This is a genomic window from Streptomyces sp. NBC_00273 (genome assembly GCF_036178145.1).
GTDB lineage: Bacteria > Actinomycetota > Actinomycetes > Streptomycetales > Streptomycetaceae > Streptomyces.
Genome location: NZ_CP108067.1, coordinates 420,609 through 438,800, shown reverse-complemented (window position 1 = coordinate 438,800; position 18,192 = coordinate 420,609). Strand labels below are relative to the sequence as shown.

The window sequence follows — 18,192 nt, the reverse complement described above, 5'->3', positions numbered from 1 at the left end:
TCGGTGTTCGACATAGTGTGTGCCCCCTACAGTGAAGCCCAATGACACTCTTACAGGTTCATGACTATGGGGGCGATGGCCCTCAACTGGTTCTACTGCACGGTTACGGACGGTCGTTCGCCGACTGGGACGCCTCGGCCGTCCTCCTCACCGCCGGGCACCGTGTCCTCGCCGTCGACCTTCCCGGGCACGGCCACTCTCCCGGTACCTCCCCCTGGGCCGTCCCCGCTGTTGTGCGGCACATCGCGGACACGCTCGACGCGCACGGCGTGCCGGAGGCTGTCGTGGTGGGCCATTCCCTCGGCGGAGTGGTCGCGGTCGAGTACGCCCGAGCGAACCCGGGCCGTGCCCGTGCCGCCGTGAATCTCGATGGCTTCTGGTGGGGACGCGAGTACCCCGGCGCCGACCGGGTGAGTGAGGGGCTGCTGGCGTCGGCCGGGACCATCGCGCCACCCGATTACATCGAAGAGAAGGTCGTCAACTCCGCCCGGTTCGGGATTCCCGCCGACCGTGCGGCGGCGACTGCACGCGCGGCCGCACGTCCCTTGCCCGACGGCACGTGGCAGACGCTGCCGGAGCGGGCGGAGGCGCTGGAGATCTTCGATGAACTCAACAGGATCTTCGCGCTCGGTGTCACCCCATGGCTGGACGAGGTCGACTTCCCCCTGCTGCTGGTCCAGGCCGGCCGACAGCTACCGCCTGCGCCCGGCATGGAGTGGTTCGGCGAATTCAGCGCCCGGTTCGCACAAGGGGTATCCGAGGAGCTGGCCACCCTCACCCGCACCCGGCCGACGATCACCGTCAACCGGATCGACGCCACCCATCTCATGAACATGGAGACTCCAGAAGCGGTGGCGACGCTGGTCGCCGGGTTCGTTCGAGGGCTGCCCGGCTAAAGAATCCCGCACAGCTCACGCACCCGTTCTCGCCCGGTTTCCCGCCGCTCGAATGCGGACTCGAAGAAGCCCCGTTGACCTGTCTGCGCAGATCAACGGGGCCTCTGCCGTGAACTTGCTGTCTATGGACGGCAGGTCGCGGACCTTGGAACCTCCGCAACATGGGGAAGCCGCGTTCCGCTCGAGTACCGCACGGTGGAGTCGGACCTCGTGGTCGAGTGTGAAGGAGACACCGCTGTCGATCACGGGCGGTGGCGCCACACAGTGCGGATGGTCCGAGTCCGCGAGGACCCGGCACCCACGGACGTCCCACTTGAAGGAGGCCGAGCCGGGCACGGACAGGGCGGCAGTCCTGCCACGTGAGCAGAGCCCGCTCAGGCGTCGGGCATCGGCTCGTCACAGCGACGTGGATGGTGACATCGGTGCTGGGGTTGCTGGAGGATCCCGAACTGGCGGCGCGTCAGCGGGTGGAGGCCTTGCGCGAGCAGGCCTTCTAGGCCACCGGGGCGAGGAACTGGTGGGCGCCGCGCAGCATGGTGCGCAGTTTCCGCTGTGTCGCGCGGCTGTCGAGGCGGACATCGAGGGCACCGGGAAGCGCGCTGTGGGCCCGCAGACCTGTGGGCAGTCGGGAGTCGTCGAGTCCGTCGCGCCTGGCGATGAGGACGCCGAGTTCGTGACGGCTCAGGGCCTCGCTGCCACCGAGGTGGTGGATTCCGATTGCTTCTCCCGATGCGAGTTCCATGAGAGCTGCGGCCAAGTCGGCCACATGTACTGGGCATCGGATGTCGTCCGTGAACAGGACGCCGGCGCGGTTGCCGGCGGCGAGGTCGTGAACGGCACGTTCGTGTTCGGACTGCCCGTCGCCGATGATCAGGGAGGTTCGGGCCACCACGGCGTCTGGATGCACGAGCAGAACCCCTGTTTCCGCCGCGGCCTTCGCGGCCCCGTACGGGGTGATGGGATTGGGCAGACAGGATTCGTCGTAGGCGACGCGAGCCTTGCCGGAGAACACGGCGTCGCTGGAGACGTGGATCAGACGGCTCCCGGACTTCGCCGCAGCCAGCGCCAGGCGGATGGGCCCCTCGGCTGTGACCGCCCAGTCCGCCTTACCGCTTGATGCGTTGATGACGACACGAGGCCTGGCCTCGGCCACGACCGCTTCCACTCTCCCGGGATCACGTAGGTCGAGGGCGTGCCACGCGACCGCCCGAGCGGTCCCGGGCCTGGTCGCGTAGGTCGCAGTCGTCGTGTGCCCAGCCGCTACCGACTGTCGAACCAACTCGGCGCCCAGGAACCCGGAACCACCCACGATCAAGAGGGTCATGAGGGGACAGCGTAGTCCTTCTCGATGGCCTTGACCGCTACCGCCCGGGTCCTTCGATGCCGTAGATCGTGGGGATCTGACGGACGGCCAGTGGGCCCGGCTCGAGCCGTTGCTGCCGCAGGGCATCAAGCCGGGTCGGCCGCAGGTGTGGACGCGGCGGCAGCTGATAGACGGCATGAGGTGGCGAACTCGGACCGGCGCCCCGTGGCGTGACGTGCCCGAATGCTATGGCCCGTGGGACCGGGTCTACGACTTGTTCCGACGCTGGCAGCGAGACGGAACCTGGGCAAGGATCCTCACGCAGCTCCAGGCCGAAGCCGACGCGAAGGGCCTGATCACCTGGGCCGTCAACGTCGACTCCACCATCTGCCGGGCCCACCAGCACGCCGCCGGGGCGGCGGAAGGGCGATCTCCAAGAGGAGCCGCCGGCGGGATCGTCGTCGAGCCTGCCGACCACGGGCTCGGACGCTCCCGCGGGGGTCTGACCAGCAGAATCCACCTCGCCGTCGAGCAGGGCCAAAAGCGCTTGTCCGTTGTGATCACAGTTCGAGCCCGTGCTGGAACCGATCCGGGTTCCCCGGCTGGGGCTCGGTAGGCTGCGTATGCGCCCGGACCCTGGTCCGGGCCGACAAGGCCTACGACTCCCACGAAGTCGATCGCGTCCAGGACCGGCTCGCCGGACGGGCTCGCCTCGAACGTGAACGTCCCCAGCAGGCCGGGCAGGAAGCGGGCGATGGTGTTGTAGCGGGCGGCGAGCACCGTCGGCGTGATTCGCGCGCGACAGTGCCAGGTGACGTGGCGGGACGTGAGGCGAATCGACGATTCCGGCCCAGAGCATCACCCCATGTGACGGATGGTGATGCCCCTGACGGCAGCGGCCACCTCCGGGGTGCGCGAAGGCCAGGGGCCCGGGCGGGGGCCGTCACCTCGACCTCGCCGTCGTAGCGACCGAGATGACCCGGCCCTCGGAGGGTGCCCCATCCTGTTCGTGCCTCGGCTGCGTTCCGTGGTTGAGAGGGCTGGAACGGGTCGGCAGGTGCGGCGCATCCCCCGTGAGAGCTACCAGGGTTGTCCATCAGCGGGTGATTCGCGGACGCCTCCGGATTCCTAGCGTGGTCGTCAGGTCGCCGCCGGTGCGACCGCCGCCACAGGGGAGGCCATCATGAGCACGACATCCACTGCGAAGCACGAAGCGGACCCCGGTCCGGACATCGATCCGATTGGTCGGGGCGGCCGTTTCGGCAGGATCCTGCGCTCCCCGCTCGGCTGGACGGTGACCGGGCTGCTCGGGGTCGGACTGGTCGCGAGTGTGACCGCAACGGGGCCCGGTCCGGTGCCGGTGGTGGGCGCGGCCGCCGCGCTGGCCGTGTACGCACTGGTGATGCGCCGGCTCGCGGGGCGTGCCACGCCGGAGATCGCCCGGCCCGGCGCGCTGCGCGAGGCGCTGCTCGGCGGTGGGATCGGGCTGGGCTTCATCCTCGTGTCCCTGCTGCTGATCTCGTTGTTCGGGGGCTATTCCTTCTCCTGGGCCGGGAAGAGCCTGCTCCCGGTCGTCGGGTCCGCGGTTATGGTGCAGATCGGTACCGCGGTCACCGAGGAGCTGATGTTCCGCGGTCTGTTCCTGCAGGGCCTGGAGCAGCGGTGGGGCAGCCGGATCGCCATCGCGGTGACCGCGTTGTTCTTCGGTGCCGCCCATCTGGGCGGGGCGGGGGCCGGCCTGTGGAGCGCGCTGGCGATCGCTCTGCAGGCGGGTGCGATGCTCGGCGCCGCGTACATGTGGCGGCGCAGCATCTGGTTCGTCGCGGGCCTGCACTTCGCCTGGAACACCGTCCAGCAGCTGGCCGGCGTTCCCCTCTCCGGGCACACCCCCGACGGCCTGTTCACGGTGGAGGCCCACGGCTCGTCGCTGCTGACCGGCGGTATCTTCGGTCTGGAGGCATCGGTCGTGCCCATCCTCCTCAGCGTGCTGATCACCGTCCCGATGTTCGTCCTCGCCCGCCGGGGCGAGAACCTGCTGCCCCGGCGGCGGGCCCGGCACTGACACAGACCGACCGGAGGATACGGAAGTGACGTCCCGTCAAGCGTCTTGGGGCCTCTCATGGCTCCGGGCGCCGCTCAACTGGTGGAGGGAAGAGGGCGCCTCCTTCCAGGACGGCGTCCTGGCCCTGGTGCTCGCGCTGCTCGCCTTCGTGCCGACCCTGTCGAACATCGGCGCGCAGATCGGCGATCTGCCCGAGCGGCCGGCGAGCGCGCTGAGCATCGCGTTGACCCTGGCCCAGACCCTGCCGCTGGCCGCCCGGCGCCGGTGGCCCGCCGCCTGTCTGGCCGGCGTTGCCGCTGCGTTCGCCGCGCACCAGGCGCTGGGCTTCGCGACGACGTTCGGCAGCATGGGCCTGTATGTCGCGCTGTACTCGGCCGGGGCCCATCAGGTCCGCTTCCGCCGGGGCGCGGCGGCCGCAGCGAGTGCGGGCTACGTCGCCCTGGCCTTCGTCCTGAACCGTCTCGGCTCACCGCTGGGCGTCGCGGACTTTGCCGCGTTCTATCTGACTCTGGCTGCGATCTGGCTGGTGGGGAGCAGCGTGCGCGTGCGCAGGGCGCAAGAGGCGGAGCGGCGGCGGCTGGCCGCCGAGGTGGCCACGGCGGCCGAGCGGGCCCGGATCGCCCGTGAGCTGCACGACGTGGTCACCCACCACGTGACGGCCATGGTGGTCCAGGCCGACGCGGCACAGTTCCTGATCACTTCCGCGCCGGAACGGGCCGGAGAGGGGCTGGTCGCCGTCAGCGACACCGGGCGGCGTGCGCTGAAGGAGCTGCGGTATCTGCTCGGCGTGCTGGAGGCGACCGGCGAGAGCGCGGCCGGAGAGGCGGCGCGTGCGGAGAGGGCCCCGACCCTGGGGCGGGTGACGGACCTCGTCGAAGGGGCCCACAGGTCCGGCCAGCCGGTCGAGTTCAGCGAGCAGGGCGAGCGGCGACTGCAGCCGGTGGACGTGGAACTGGCCGCCTACCGTGTGGTGCAGGAGGCGCTCACCAACGCGATGAAGCACGCGGCCGGGCAACCGACAAGGGTCTCGGTCCACCACGGCGGGGAACGCATCGAGATCACGGTGGTCACCGACGGATCCGCCGGCTCCCCGCAGGCCGCACCAGTACCGCACGCACCAGTACCGCACACACCGGGACCGCAGGGCGGGCGAGGTCTTGCCGGGCTGCGCGCCCGGGTACGGATGCTCGATGGTCAACTGGAGGCCGGACCCCGGCCCGAGGGCGGATTCGAGGTCCGCGCCACGATTCCCACCAAACCCGTGCAGGAGTAGCCCCGTGAGCCAGAGCGACGCGCCGCCGCCGATCCGCGTACTCGTCTGCGACGACCAGGCACTGGTGCGCACAGGCTACGTGACCATCTTCTCCGCGCAGCCCGACATGGAGGTCGTCGGCGAGGCCGAGAACGGGCACGAGGCGGTCCAGGCCGCGCGGCGGCTGCGTCCCGACGTGGTCGTGATGGACATCCGGATGCCCCTGCTCGACGGCATCCAGGCCACCTCGCAATTGGCCGGACCCGATGCCGCGGACCCGCCGAAGGTCCTGGTCGTGACCACCTTCAACGTCGACGCGTACGTGTACGACGCCCTCAGGGCCGGAGCGAGCGGCTTCCTCCTCAAGGACGCACGCCCGGCCGAGCTGGTCAACGGGATCCGGACGGTGGCCCGGGGCGAGGCCCTGCTCGCGCCCGCGGTCACCCGCCACCTCATCGGCCACTTCGCCGAGCACATCCGCCACACCAACCCCGAACGAGAGAAGGCCGTCAAGGCACTGACACCGCGCGAACTGGAGGTGTTCCGGCAGGTGGCCGAGGGCCTGTCGAACGCGGAGATCGCCGAAGCCCTCTTCATCGCACCGGAGACCGTCAAGACCTACGTCTCACGGATCCTGGCCAAACTCGGCCTGCGCGACCGGGTCCAGGCAGTCGTCCTGGCCCACCGCGCCGGACTGGTCTCCGGCACCGCCTGACAGACCGGCCCCGACCCGCCTGGAGCCGGGCCTCTCCTGGGCCCGACAGCTCCTGGGCCCGGCGGCGAAGCCGGCGTGGAGACCGTCCGGTCGGCACATCGAAACAGCATGCGTGAGCCAGTGGCGCCACGTCACGGACCCGCTCGTCCTCCCGCCGTCCGCCGGGATGCCGTTCCCGCACGCCCGCCTGCCCGTCACGCGGACGAACTGACCCGCCGGACCGCCGTGGCGCTCACGGTGGCGGCCGTCGTCGGCACCTCCGCCCTTGTCCTGACACCTGGTCTGGTCGGACGACTTCGACGGCGCCGCCGGCACCCGGCCGGACCCCTCAAGTCGGCCCACCATGGTGGTCGACCATGTCCGTGTCTACGCGGCTGAAGCCGGATGGAGCGGCTGCCGCTGCCCGCGCGGCCTCTCGTCTTGGTGGGAGCAGCCCTCACCTCCACCGTCCCCATCGGCTTCGTCTTCGCCTCGGGCCCGTGCCTCCACCCGACCCCGCGGCCCGGTGTCCGCCGCGGCCGGTGGCGGACTGGCCCCCGAGCAGCGGCGCCGTGCCGACCGGCTGGTCAGCGTCTTCGGGAACAGCACCACCGAGATCCAGTACGGCTACGCGAAGAACATCCGCGACGGCAGCGGCGTCATGGCTGGCCGGGCGGGGTTCACCACCAGCGACGGCGACGCGCTCAAGGTGATCGAGGCACGCACCGTCCGATCCCCGGACAACCCGCTGTCCCGGTTCATCCCCGAGCTACGGCGCCTGGGCCCCGATCCTCCTCAGAGGCCTGAATCGTCGGTCAGAGCAGCCGCGGTCAAGGTGAGGTGCTGGACCAGGAGCGCGGCTGCGGTGTCGGCGTCGCGGGCCAGCGCCGCCTCCTCCAGCCTGCGATGTTCCTCGGCGCCGTCCCGGTCGGGGTTGCGGTGGGCCGACCAACGGCGGGCCAGCTCGCTCGCGGTCCACAACCGGTCGAAGGTCTCCAGGAGCGCGCTGTTGCCACACCCCTCCAGCAAGGTGCGGTGGAAGGCCCTGTGAGCCTCGGCCCAAGCGCTCGTGTAGTACTCGCTCTCCTGCGGCACGTACGCCGGAGTGCGCACCAGGCGATGGTGGGCGGCCCGCACGCGGGCCTCCCAGTCAACGTCGCCGCGTTCGATGGACATGCGCAGTACGACCGGTTCGACGGTCCGGCGGGCTTCCGCGATCTCCTGCCAGCGGCGGTCGGAGAAGGACGGGACCGCGAAACCGCGGTTGGGCAGCCGGTCGGCGAGCCCCTCGCCGACCACCCGGACGAGCGCCTCGCGCACCACGGCCAAGCTCACGCCCTGCTCCCTGGCAAGATCCTGCGGCTTGAGGGGGGCACCGGGGGAGTGGTCCCCGCGCATGATCGCGTCTCGCAGGTGTGCGTAGACCTGCTCGGAAAGCATCTGCTTCCCCGGCGGGCTGGAGGAGTGCGCCGTCTGAGTCATGAGCCCATCCTAGACGATCCACCAGATAATCGATTATCTGTGTTACTGTCGATTCAATAGCTGGATGAGGACGCCCTCATCTACAAAGGAACGACCGCCGTGCCTGCCAACGACCCCGACACCCCCACCGGGTCCGGGTTCTGGCGCTGAGCGGTCACCGATGTCCCCGCCACCGTCACCGAGCTCCCCGAGAGTGCCGGCGACGACACCGGCTCACAACTGCCCCAGCACGCCTACAAGTTGCCCAACGACGCCCGCGTGGTCCGCTACATCGCAGCCGCCCCGCCGGCCGGACACGACCCGCACCGCTACTTCATCGTGGTGCGCGCCCTCGACACCCTCACCGCAGGCGTCCCGGCCGACGCCACACCGGCCGTCCTCGGCTCCACCGTGGCCGATCACATGCTCGGACGCGCCGTGTTGATCGCCACTGCCGAAACACCCGCCCGACAGCGCCGCCCGACTCCCCGGAGACACCACTGCCATGCACCTCGACGACCTTCCCGACTCCACCCTCCTCGGCGCCGGCCCGATGGACCTGAACGCCGTCCGTGACGTCAGCGGCGTCGTCAGCGCCGCCCACCTGTTCATCTACCTTGCCCCCGAGAGCGCCGAGGAGGCCGCCGGGCTCGGCGTGACCGACCGCGGGCCGGCGTATCTGGCCTTCCGGTCGGCCGCGATGGGCGTGGTTCCGTGGCAAGTCACGCTCGCGGCCTTCTACAACTTCAGCCCGCGGGCAGTTCGGGCCATGGCGGGCGTGTGGGACGCCGCGCCGCCTGAGCGGTGGCAGGCCGCCCGTTTCCTGGCCGCCGGTCGGGCGATGCGGCGCGTCAACGTACATCTCACGGACGACCACCTTGCCGAGGCGCGCTTGCTGATCGACCCGGTCGTCGCCGGTGCCGACTACGCCGGCAAGGTGCTGGCCGCCGCGAACGCCTCGGTCGCGCTTCCGTCCGATCCTCTTGTCGCACTGTGGCAGCAGATCACGGTGGCGCGCGAGTGGCGCGGCGACGCCCATCTCGTCGTACTCGCCGACAACGGCCTCGGGCCGTGCGACTGCCTCGTTCTGCACACCGCAACCGGACGCCTCCCGACAGCTCTCGCGCGAGCGACCCGTCAGTGGGACGACGAGGAGTGGAGCGCAGCGACGGCACGCCTCGTCGCGCGCGGCTGGCTCGACTCCCACGGCATGGTGACCGACGCTGGCAGTGCGGCACGCGAGCGCATCGAACTGGAAACGGACGAGCACTGCGCAGCGCTATGGGCGCCGATCGGCACCGCGGGTACCCGCCGCTTTGCCTCGCTCATCGCGCCGATCACCAACGCGTTCACCGCGGCGGGAACGTTCCAGGCCGTTCAGGGACGGTCTGATCTCGCATGAACCGCCCCTTTGTGTGAGCAAGATCAATCACGAGCCGCAGGCCCCCCGCCCATCCCGGATCCGTTCGCAGAACCCGGCGTGTGTGGACCGTGTCGGCGAGGTGGCGGAAGTGGGTGGCGGCGGTGGTGACCTGGCCAGTCGCGCCAAGGCGTGCACAGGTGGGGTAGAGCACGCTGTGGGCTTCGGGCGGCATCGCTGCGAGTTCGAGCATGGGGCGGGCCGGGCCGGCTGGCTGTCGTTGGTTGGCGCGGTCGATGGACAGCGCCCAGGCCGCAGTCGTGCTGGTGGTCTGGTCGTCGGGCAGACAGTCGGTCTCGGGGAGCAGATCAGCCAGGCAGCGGGTGTGGTCGGCCAGGCGCTGCCGGTAGGTGGCGCAGTCCGGTTCGGCGTCGATGAGACAGGCGGCCGCCTGGGACAAGGCCAGGGGGAGGTGGGCTCGGCGGGGGTGAACTTGCCTACCGGTACCTGGCGTCGGCCGGGTCCGCTGAGGGCGCTGTCGCGGCTGCGGGTGGTGACCACAGCGGCCCCATGCGGGCCGGCCGGCGGCCACAGGCCCGAGAGGTCCGCAGGGGCGGAGACGGCGTCCAGGACGATCAGCCGGCTGCCTGGCTCTGCTGTGGCTCGGGGTTCGAGCCAGGCCGGGAACGCCCTCGCTGCGTCCTCCGACGAGGACTGCGGTGTCCCCGGCAGCCAGGGCCACGCGGAACTGGGCCACCGCGCGGCGGTGTTGGAAGCAGTCGGCACGGCGTGGGATCACGCCGACCTGGTGCGGCCAGGACACCGAGGGGCGTGTGGTGGGGAAGTAGGTGTTCTGCGCGTTGTGGTCGCCGTACTGGCCGGCGACGGGCCCATTGAACGTGTTCCCGCCGCTTCCATGAGTGTGCGCGGGTCGTCGGCGGGGCCGTTCAGGACCCGTTCCCGAAGTGGTTGTCCTGCCGGTTGTTGTTCCCGGTCTGGATCGCGGCGGGGCCGTAGAAGGTGTTGCCTGAGACGGACCCACCCCCGCCGCCTGTGTGCGCGCTCTGTTCGTCGATCAGGGCCCGCAGTCCCTCAGCGAGCCGTGCTCGTTCCACCTCGTCGCTCACGTTCTCCAGCACCGTCTCGAAACGGGTCTGCCAGGAAGCCTCCTGCCGGTTCCGCACCCGGTCCGCCTCAGCCGGCTCCAGCTCCCGCAGGACGGTGGCGGTCCGGTCCAGGCGCTCCAGCTCCGCCTGCTCACGTGCCGGATCTCCGCGGCCCAGCAGTCGGGCCACCCGGGACCGCAGCCCGTTCCACGCGTCGGTACCCGCGGCCTGCACCACCGCGGTTCCGCCCGCCGCGGCCACTGCCGCCAACGCCGCCTCCAGCATCCCCACACCCCCGGGCTCGTGATTCTGCTCCTGCGACCGTACCGCTGCCTTCGGCCCCCAGACAGCGACTGCGCGAAACAGGGGGTACGCAGTTGCTTTCTCGGCGAGTACCACTGGACCCTTCCGAAGGGGTACGGGCCGCGGCTCCGTCGCGTCCGCCGTGCCCGAGTAGGCCATCGCCTCCCGCACCACCTCCGCCAGGCGGGCGACGAGGCTCTGCCACAGTGTCTCGTCCTGGTGTTCTCCCGGCCCAGCACCCTTTGAATCAAGGGCTGGTGGCGGATCGGTACGGGCGCCGGCCGCGTGCTGGTGGGCCCGGACGATGGTGGAGTCGACGGAGATGTCCCAGTCGATGTCCCGGGCCGCGTCAGCTTCCGCCTGGACCCGCTGGAGCAGACGCTCCCAGGTCCCGTCGGCCGACCACAGCCGATGGAGTTCGTAGACCGTCTCCCACGGACCGAACCGCTCGGGCAGGTCACGCCAGTGCACTCCGGTCCGTAGCCGGTGCAGAATCCGTCGATCACCTGCCGGTGGTGCCGCCACCGGCCACAATGCCTGTTGCTGACCGGCAGGAACGACCGCAGTCGTTCCCACTCGGCATCCGTGAGATCTCTCCGCCCCATGTCCGATCCAACGGCCAAGGCGGGCGATAGTTACATGATCAACCGGACGAGTCACAGCTGAAGAACGCCCGAGCGGGTGTCATTCTCACAGCGCGAACGGTCGGTGGGCCAGGGCTAGTTCGACCACCTCAGCCGCTGTCGGCTCCGGCCCGTCGGGCGAGTAGATCAAGTCGCTGGCATAGCCACTCGGACAGCCAAGACCCCTGTCCAGCGCCTCCAGCGCGCGGTCGATCTCGGCGTCATCGGCGCAGTCCCCATCCATGATCTTCTGCACCATGGCAACGGCCGACTCGCGAGTCATCACTGCTTCAGCCACCCCCTTCAGGATAGGGAGAGCTTAGCGAGTTACGTGATCGACCGGACAGGCTCTAGTGGTGCTTTGTTAGGTGGTGTCGTAGGGCTGCCATGGGATGGCCTGTTGGCAGGTGGGGCAGGTGCCGGTCCAGGTGGCGATGAGGTGTTGTAGGAGGTCCAGGGGGCCTGGTAGAGGGTCAGGCCCTGGCAGGGGCTTTGGGGGTCCTCCGCTGTTCGGTCAGGAACAGGTGGGCTGCGGTCACGAGGGTGACGTGGCGGTGCCAGCCGGCGAAGGATCGGCCCTCGAAGTGGTCCAGGCCCAGGCAGGTTTTCAGCTCGCGGTAGTCGTGCTCGATCCGCCAGCGGGACTTCGCGAGGCGGATCAGGTCCTTGGCGGGAATGTTGGCGGGCAGGTTCGAAATCCAGTACCTCACCGGCTCGGCCTCGTCCTCGGGCCACCGGGCGATCAGCCGGCTGAGCGGATCGTGCCGTCGGTGGCGGGTTTGGGCCGTCGGCCGGCGAGGCGGACCCGCAGGAGCACGAAGTGCGAGCTCATCGCCGCCTTGGAGCCCTTGCGCCTGGTCAGGTTCCCTCCCCGGTCTCGGCCCGCGGCCATCACGTGTTCGCGCAAGGAGACCGGGCGGGTGCGGTAGCGCGGCAGCGGGCGCGGCCCGAGCCCGCCATAGGCGGGCCGGTGAGGCTCGGTGTCCTGCCCGTGGGCGGTCATCTCGCCCTTGACCTGCAGCACGTAGGCCAGACCCCGGTCCTCCAGGCCGTGGCGGAAATCGGCGGTCGCGCTGCAACCGGTGTCCGCGACCAGAGCGGCGGGCCGCAGCCCGGTTCCTGCGAGTTCGTCGAGCATCTCCAGCGCGAGCTCCCACTTCGGGCGGTGGTGCTCGGTATCGGGGATCCGGCATGCCTTGCGCCGCCCGGCCATCTCGGGCCTGTCCCAGCTTCGGGCAGGAACAGCCGCCAGGACAGCGGGCACGAGGCCATATCGGAAGCGGCGCGGACACTGACGCCGATCTGGCAGTTGCCGACCTTGCCCAACGTGCCCGAGTACTGCCGGGACACCCCGGGTGATGCGATGCCGTCTTTGGGGAAACCGGTGTCGTCCACCACCCACACCTCGGGCCGCACCACCCACACCTCGGGCCGCACCACCCACACCTCGGGCCGCACCACCCACACCTCGGGCCGCACCACCCGCACCGCCCGCCATACCAGCCGAGCCCGCACGTCCTCGACCGGCCAGGTCGAGGACGTCATGAACTGCTGCAACCGCTGATGGTCCACCCCGAGACGCTCGGCCATCGGCTGCATCAAATTGCGTCGGCCGTCCAACAGCAGGCCCCGCAGATACAACTGGCCCTTCTCCAGCCAGTCCCGCCGCACCAACGGCGCGAACACCTCCCCGGCGGACTCCTCCAACCGGCCCCGCACCGCAGCAAGCTCCCCAGCCCTCACACAACCAGCGAACTACCTAACACCAACCGTGACAGGACCAGCTAACAAAGCACTGCTAGATGGCTTTGGGCCTGGCGTCACCGGCTCTGTGTCGGAAGGTCCCCCAGTGCTCGGAGAGGCGACACAAGGGGCCAAAGGAGTGTTCCGCCCGCTGTGGGTCACGAACGCATAACCGAGAGGTGCGGCTTCGTCGAATGTCGGTGGCGACATGTAGCCGCCCCTTACGCTCCTTGCCATGCGGCGGCGGTGCACCATCGAGCCGCATGACTGGGGGGTCATGGTGACGCTGTACGGACGGGCGGCGGTGCTCGATGCCGTCGTGCCTTCATTAGTGGGGCTCGAGTCGCAGGGGGCCGCCCGGCTGCGGATACCGGGCGGGAGTCCGCTGCTGATCGAGTGCGGCGGCGGGCGGCTCACCGGTAAGACCGCGCTGCTGAAGGAGCTCTCGAAGCGGTACGCGCAGCGCATACCGCAGGCGTACGCCGACCTCGGGGCGGCGGACTTCGGCCAGCCGGGGCTCGCCTCCCTGGCCGACGAGACCACGGCGAACGCCTCGCGCACCTCGGACCTGCTCTTCTACCTGATGGACGGGTTGAGCCGGAAGCCGAACGAGTTCGCCGGGAAGTTGTCCTTCCCCCGGCTTACCCAGGGGCTGCTCGCGGTCACCAGCTGGCAGTCCGAGGACGTCCAGCCCGCCGAGTTGCAGGCCGCCCGTCGCCGCCTCGCGGGGCTGTTACGGGAGAGCCAGCCCGACCTGCAGGCGCGCAACCAGCGGGTGTCGGGCTGGATCGGACAGGTCACCCAGGGCGTCGGCGCCGCAGCGGGGCTGGGACCCGGGGTGAGCGAACTCGTGGGGCCGCTCACCGACATCGTCACCACCGAACTGCTCGGCCCGCGCGCCAACAGGCAGGGCATGGGCTGGTGGGCCGGCCGTCGGGTCGGCCCCCAGGGTGACGGGCACGCCCAGTTGACCGATCTCGCCATGTGTTTCCGCGGTGACGGGGGCGACCGGCGGCGGGCGGAGCACCACTTGGTGGCCGCCCTCCTGGAGGACATGGCCGACCACTACACCTGGATGCGCCTGAAGAACCGGGTGCCGCGCCCGCTGCTGCTCCTGGACAACGTCCACACCCCGCTGGGTGTGACGGTCCTGGACGCGCTGACCCGCGCCTGGCACGACGAGCCCACGCGGACGCACCCCGGCGTCGTCGCGGCGGCCCTCGCCCAGGAGCCCGCAGTGCCCGACGCCGAGAGCACCGCCCCGTCGACGAGGAGTGCGGCGGGCCCGTACTGGCGGCAGGACAGGCCGCAGACGGCGGCCGGCTGGGTGTGGAGGCTGCCGATGGCACAGCTCGACCTCGACGAGGTCAAGGAGATGTTCGGCGACGACCGGCCGGAGCCCGACACCGCCCACGTGATCCACCGGCTCAGCGCCGGGCGCGCTGGGATAGCCCACGCCCTGGTGCTGTCCGTACGGCAGAGGATCGGCCTCCACGAGCCCGTCGACCACCGCGCGCTGCTCGACCTGCCGCTCGAGCTGCCCCTCGACGACGGGCCGACGTTGCCCGTGTACGAACGGCTGCTCCGGCTCCTGATCCCCGACGGGGAGGCACGGGCCCGCCTCGCCTCCTACACCCCGGCGCTCGACGACGCGGCCGCCCACGCGCTCGACGCCGACCACGCGCAGCACGGAGCTGACGGACAGCCCGTGGCGGCGACCGTCAGAGTGCCAGTGGCGGAGACCAAGCGCCTGTTGCGGAAGGACTGCTGGAGCCATCACCCCTGGCCGGGCACCGGCGGGCCCTTCGTCGGTGATCCCACCCTGCGGGCCCTGCTCGTGCACGACCTCCGCACCCGCACCGGCGCGGCGCCCGGGGGTTGGAACTGGCGGGGCAGCCACCGGCGGCTGCGCCTCCTGTACGCGCCGGGCGCCGCCGACCCGCGCGATGCCTGCTACCTGCACCACTCGCTCGCGATCGGCGACACCGACGTCGTCGTGCGCGCCCTGCACCGCCGCCTGGCCGAGCAGGACGCGCCGGGGTGGCTCGCCACTCTCAACCTGGTCTGCGCCGCACCGCATCCCCCGGAGCACCCGGCCGTCCCGGCTGCGGATCCCGTGGGAGACCAGGTCGCGGCCGACAACGACCCCGTGCGCCAGGCCGTGCAGCTCCTCGTCCTCAACCTGTGGCGGCAGTCGCACCCCCTCGCGCGCCCTGACCCGAGGAAGGTCAACGCAGTCCGGCTGCAACTGCTCACCCTGGCCCAGAACAGCGCCGTCGGCCCCCAGGAGGTCTTCTACCAGGCCTACGAGGAGTGGCCCCAGTTGCTGAACCAATGGATTCAGGCACCCGATCTGCCGACCTACGGAGAGCCCCGCCCATGACACTCTGGCCCGCCGGACCGTTGAACCGCGCCCTGCTGATCGCCGCCGTCGCCGTCGTCCTGGGAACCGGCGGCTACGTCTCCTATGACCGGTGGCTCGTCGAGGACCCGGCCTGCGCCCCCGGCGTGGCGAAGCGGGGCCCCCGGCACGAGTGCGTCGGCGTCACCGACGGCAGCTACGCATTCGCCCCGTCGCTGAAGCAGGTCGCAGGCCGCATCAAGGCGGAGAACGACAGCGTCGCCGGGAAGTCGCCCGTCACGATCGCGCTGATGATCCCCATGATCTCCGACACCCAAGCGGAGCAACATGAGTACGTCGAGCAGGTGCAGGGCGCCTATCTGGCCCAGTACCGCGCCAACCACCAGGCCAACGGCAAGCAGCCGCCCATCCGGCTGGTGCTCGCCAACCCAGGCCGGGGATACAAGGAGTGGCGTACCGTCGCCGACCAGCTCGCGCGGGCCGCGGCCGACAACAAGGAGAACCTGCGCGCCGTCGCCGGCATCAACATCAGCATCACCGAGACCGAAGAGGCCGTCCGCTACCTCACGAAGGACAAGGGGATCCCGGTCGTCGCGGGCCCCATGACCGCTGACGACATCAAGAACACCGCAGCCGATCCCCACCGCTACCCGGGCCTGGCCCGGATCGCCCCCGGCAACACCGACCAGGCCGACGCCCTCGCCTCGTACGGGTCGGACGTAAAGCCCGAAGAGACGCTGGTGGTCGAGGACATCCGCGAGGGCGACAACTACCTGGCCAGCCTGCGCCAGACCTTCGAGAAGCTGGCCAGGGGCGCGCCCAACGCGCCGGAGACCTTCCGGTCGCCGCCCGACTTCAACGACGAGGGCAACCTCGCCAACGACTTCCACCAGATGGTGCCGGACATCTGCTCCTCCGACGCGAAGACCATCTACTTCGCCGGCCGCCCGGTGCAACTGCGCCTGTTCCTAGTCGAGTTGAGCAACCGCAAGTGCAACAAGCCTTACACGGTCATCAGCGGCTCGCACGCCTCCACCCTGACGGTCGACGAAAAGTTCGCCGACCAGTGGGGCGCCCTCACCAATGGCGCCGGCATCACCCTGCGCTACCCGGGCCTGGCCCACCCCGATGCCTGGGGGGACCGAAGCACGACGCCGACCGGCGGCTCCAAGGCGGCGCTGAAGGAGCTGGCCGACCTGATCCAGAAGCTCGGCACCAAGGAGCCCGACTCGATCGGCCCCGCCAACCTCTCCGACGGCCGCGTCATCATCACCTACGACGCGGTCTCCACCGCCATCGCGGGCATCCGCAACGACGCCGTGGGCAGCGTGAAGATGCCGTCCCTCTCCGAGGTCGCCGACAGCTGGCTGCGGCTGCACGGCAACAACCGGGTCGAGGGCGCCAGCGGCTGGATCTGCCTCGACCAGTACGGCAACCCGTACAACAAGACCGTCTCCATCGTCCATCTCGACCCGACGACCAAAACCGCGGTCTTCGACGGCATCGCCTGGCCCGCGGGCCGCGCCCCCGACCCCAACTGCTCCATCCCCAACTGAGGCCGACGGCAGGCCTGCCCCGCCCCCGCCCGACCCGCCCGCCCGGGGCCAGCCGCAGTGCGAGGGCGAGCACGTGTCCTCCCACACCCCGGACCCGCTCACGAGGCGCACGTTCCCGGACAGCTCGAACCGCGAGCTGTCCGCACTGCTGAAGCGGTACTTGGGCGAAGCCCGTCGTGCGCTACGGACGCGACGGCTGGTGTCGAAGGGCGGGGCACCAACACCGGCGCCCCGCCCTTCGTCACCAGCTCACCCCCAGTTGAGCCCGTGCCCGAGCCCGGCCAACGCGGCGACCTTGTCGGCGCCAGCCTCGCTCGCCTGCTCTTGCTGTTGCTCAGGAACACCCCGAGCTTGACCTCCCTACCGTCCTCAAGCCGCTCCACGGTGTACTGCTCGTCGATCGGCTTCGTGGCTGCTGCGACGGCGGTGGAAGCGGAGCGGTTCGCCGGCGACCCCGGCTCCACCCCCACGAGGGAGTGGAACCTGCGGACACGGCCCGGCCGAACACTTTCGCGATGCCGGGGTGCGGACCCGTCGCGGCCTCGGTGGCCAGGCAGCACCCCGTACTTCCGAGGGAGCCCGAGGGTGCGACCGCAGGTGGGGGGCCTCCCGAATCGGACGTGCCACCCGCTCGCCGAGCGTGGCCGCGCGAGTCCCTGGATCGGGCCGCCCGCTGACCGGGCATCGGCTGGAGTGCCTGCGGGAATTGGCTGGCAGGTGCATGACGGGTTGGCGGGATGCGGGGCTACCTTCTTAGGGCTCCGGAGGGGCGGCTGTCCGAACTCGCGGGCCACAGGCGGGCGGTGGCGGCGTCTCCAGTGCCCCGGCTCCGCCGAGGGGCCGGGTCCCCCCCCACGCGTGAAGGAAGACGACCATGTCTCTGGGCACCTGGCTGAAAGTCGGCACCTCCGCCGCCGCGCTGGTCCTCGCGGCAGCAACCGCCGCGACCGCGGCACCCGCGCCCGTACCGGACGCCACCGCAGCGGTAGTGACACTCCGCTACGACGACAGCCGGGCCGGTGGCTGGGAAGCGGCCATCGCGGCCGGGGTCGCTTCCTGGAACGCGAACGTCAGTAACGTACGGCTGGTGGAGGCCGCGCCCGGGGCCCGGGCCGAGATCGTCATCGTGGCCACCACCGGCTGGCCGCAAGCCACCCTCGGCCCGGTCCGGCCGGGGCGACAGGTCCGAGTCGAACTCGGCGCGCAGGCCGTGAGCCAGGGGTACGACAAGACGCGCATCGCTGCGCACGAGCTGGGCCACAGCCTGGGCCTCCCGGACACCAAGCCGGGGCCGTGCTCCCAGCTGATGTCCGGGTCCAGCGCCGGGACGGCCTGCACCAACGCCGTGCCCAACGCGACGGAGCGGTCCCGCGTGCAGAACGCGTACGCAAACGGGCTCGCGGCAACCGTGCCGACCGACGGCCGGGTACTCGTCGACGCCCCCTGACCGGCGGGTCGGCGGTGGGCCGGT

The 18,192-nt window shown here is 70.7% G+C and carries 13 protein-coding genes and 3 pseudogenes; 11 read left to right on the top strand and 5 right to left on the bottom strand.

Going from position 1 to position 18,192, the window contains the following annotated elements:
* Window positions 1-41 precede the first annotated feature (41 nt).
* Window positions 42-896 carry an alpha/beta fold hydrolase gene (locus OG386_RS02110; protein WP_328786466.1) on the top strand — a complete coding sequence of 285 codons (855 nt, stop codon included), beginning with the start codon at window positions 42-44 and terminating at the stop codon, window positions 894-896.
* A gap of 493 nt (window positions 897-1,389) precedes the next feature.
* Here the strand turns inward: OG386_RS02110 and OG386_RS02105 are convergent, their stop codons facing one another.
* Complete coding sequence (locus OG386_RS02105; RefSeq protein WP_328786465.1) at window positions 1,390-2,220, bottom strand: SDR family oxidoreductase; 831 nt, start codon at window positions 2,218-2,220, stop codon at window positions 1,390-1,392.
* A gap of 109 nt (window positions 2,221-2,329) precedes the next feature.
* Between OG386_RS02105 and OG386_RS02100 the strand changes: the two genes are divergently transcribed.
* The 5 genes and pseudogenes from OG386_RS02100 to OG386_RS46795 form a co-directional block, all read left to right on the top strand.
* Window positions 2,330-2,815 carry an IS5 family transposase gene (locus tag OG386_RS02100; protein ID WP_328786464.1) on the top strand — a complete coding sequence of 162 codons (486 nt, stop codon included), beginning with the start codon at window positions 2,330-2,332 and terminating at the stop codon, window positions 2,813-2,815.
* 567 nt (window positions 2,816-3,382) lie between these two features.
* Window positions 3,383-4,261, top strand: a complete 879-nt coding sequence (locus OG386_RS02095) for a CPBP family intramembrane glutamic endopeptidase (protein ID WP_328786463.1) — start codon at window positions 3,383-3,385, stop codon at window positions 4,259-4,261.
* A gap of 25 nt (window positions 4,262-4,286) precedes the next feature.
* Window positions 4,287-5,534 (top strand): sensor histidine kinase, encoded by a 1,248-nt coding sequence (locus OG386_RS02090; protein ID WP_328786462.1) that lies wholly within the window; start codon window positions 4,287-4,289, stop codon window positions 5,532-5,534.
* A gap of 4 nt (window positions 5,535-5,538) precedes the next feature.
* On the top strand, window positions 5,539-6,228 hold the full coding sequence (locus OG386_RS02085) for a response regulator transcription factor (protein ID WP_328786461.1): 690 nt from the start codon (window positions 5,539-5,541) through the stop codon (window positions 6,226-6,228).
* Window positions 6,229-6,571: 343 nt separating this feature from the next.
* Window positions 6,572-6,976 (top strand): annotated as a pseudogene (locus OG386_RS46795) (chitosanase); the annotation flags it as partial.
* Between the two features lie 26 nt (window positions 6,977-7,002).
* Here the strand turns inward: OG386_RS46795 and OG386_RS02080 are convergent.
* Window positions 7,003-7,689, bottom strand: coding sequence for a GntR family transcriptional regulator (locus tag OG386_RS02080; RefSeq protein WP_328786460.1), 687 nt, complete (start codon window positions 7,687-7,689; stop codon window positions 7,003-7,005).
* A 58-nt stretch (window positions 7,690-7,747) separates the two neighbouring features.
* Between OG386_RS02080 and OG386_RS02075 the strand changes: the two are divergent.
* Window positions 7,748-8,136 (top strand): annotated as a pseudogene (locus OG386_RS02075) (YbhB/YbcL family Raf kinase inhibitor-like protein); the annotation flags it as partial.
* A gap of 37 nt (window positions 8,137-8,173) precedes the next feature.
* Window positions 8,174-9,070: an SCO6745 family protein gene (locus OG386_RS02070; RefSeq protein ID WP_328786459.1), complete on the top strand. Its 897-nt coding sequence runs from the start codon at window positions 8,174-8,176 to the stop codon at window positions 9,068-9,070.
* Window positions 9,071-9,975: 905 nt separating this feature from the next.
* Here OG386_RS02070 and OG386_RS46790 read toward each other — a convergent pair.
* The 3 genes and pseudogenes from OG386_RS46790 to OG386_RS02055 form a co-directional block, all read right to left on the bottom strand.
* A complete protein-coding gene (locus OG386_RS46790) occupies window positions 9,976-10,962 on the bottom strand; it encodes a transposase (RefSeq protein ID WP_443053294.1) in 987 nt (328 codons plus the stop codon).
* A gap of 165 nt (window positions 10,963-11,127) precedes the next feature.
* Complete coding sequence (locus OG386_RS02060; protein ID WP_405790451.1) at window positions 11,128-11,358, bottom strand: e9imm peptide; 231 nt, start codon at window positions 11,356-11,358, stop codon at window positions 11,128-11,130.
* Window positions 11,359-11,533: 175 nt separating this feature from the next.
* Window positions 11,534-12,803: pseudogene (locus OG386_RS02055) on the bottom strand (IS701 family transposase).
* Between the two features lie 235 nt (window positions 12,804-13,038).
* Between OG386_RS02055 and OG386_RS02050 the strand changes: the two are divergent.
* The 3 genes from OG386_RS02050 to OG386_RS02040 all read left to right on the top strand — a co-directional run bounded on the left by OG386_RS02050 (window position 13,039) and on the right by OG386_RS02040 (window position 18,168).
* Window positions 13,039-15,186, top strand: coding sequence for a hypothetical protein (locus OG386_RS02050; protein WP_328786458.1), 2,148 nt, complete (start codon window positions 13,039-13,041; stop codon window positions 15,184-15,186).
* Entirely contained in the window at window positions 15,183-16,721 is a 1,539-nt protein-coding gene (locus OG386_RS02045; protein WP_328786457.1) for an ABC transporter substrate-binding protein, read from the top strand. The genes OG386_RS02050 and OG386_RS02045 overlap by 4 nt, the downstream gene beginning before the upstream one ends.
* Before the next feature lie 874 nt (window positions 16,722-17,595).
* Window positions 17,596-18,168: a snapalysin family zinc-dependent metalloprotease gene (locus OG386_RS02040; protein ID WP_328786456.1), complete on the top strand. Its 573-nt coding sequence runs from the start codon at window positions 17,596-17,598 to the stop codon at window positions 18,166-18,168.
* The last annotated feature ends 24 nt before the right edge of the window (window positions 18,169-18,192 follow it).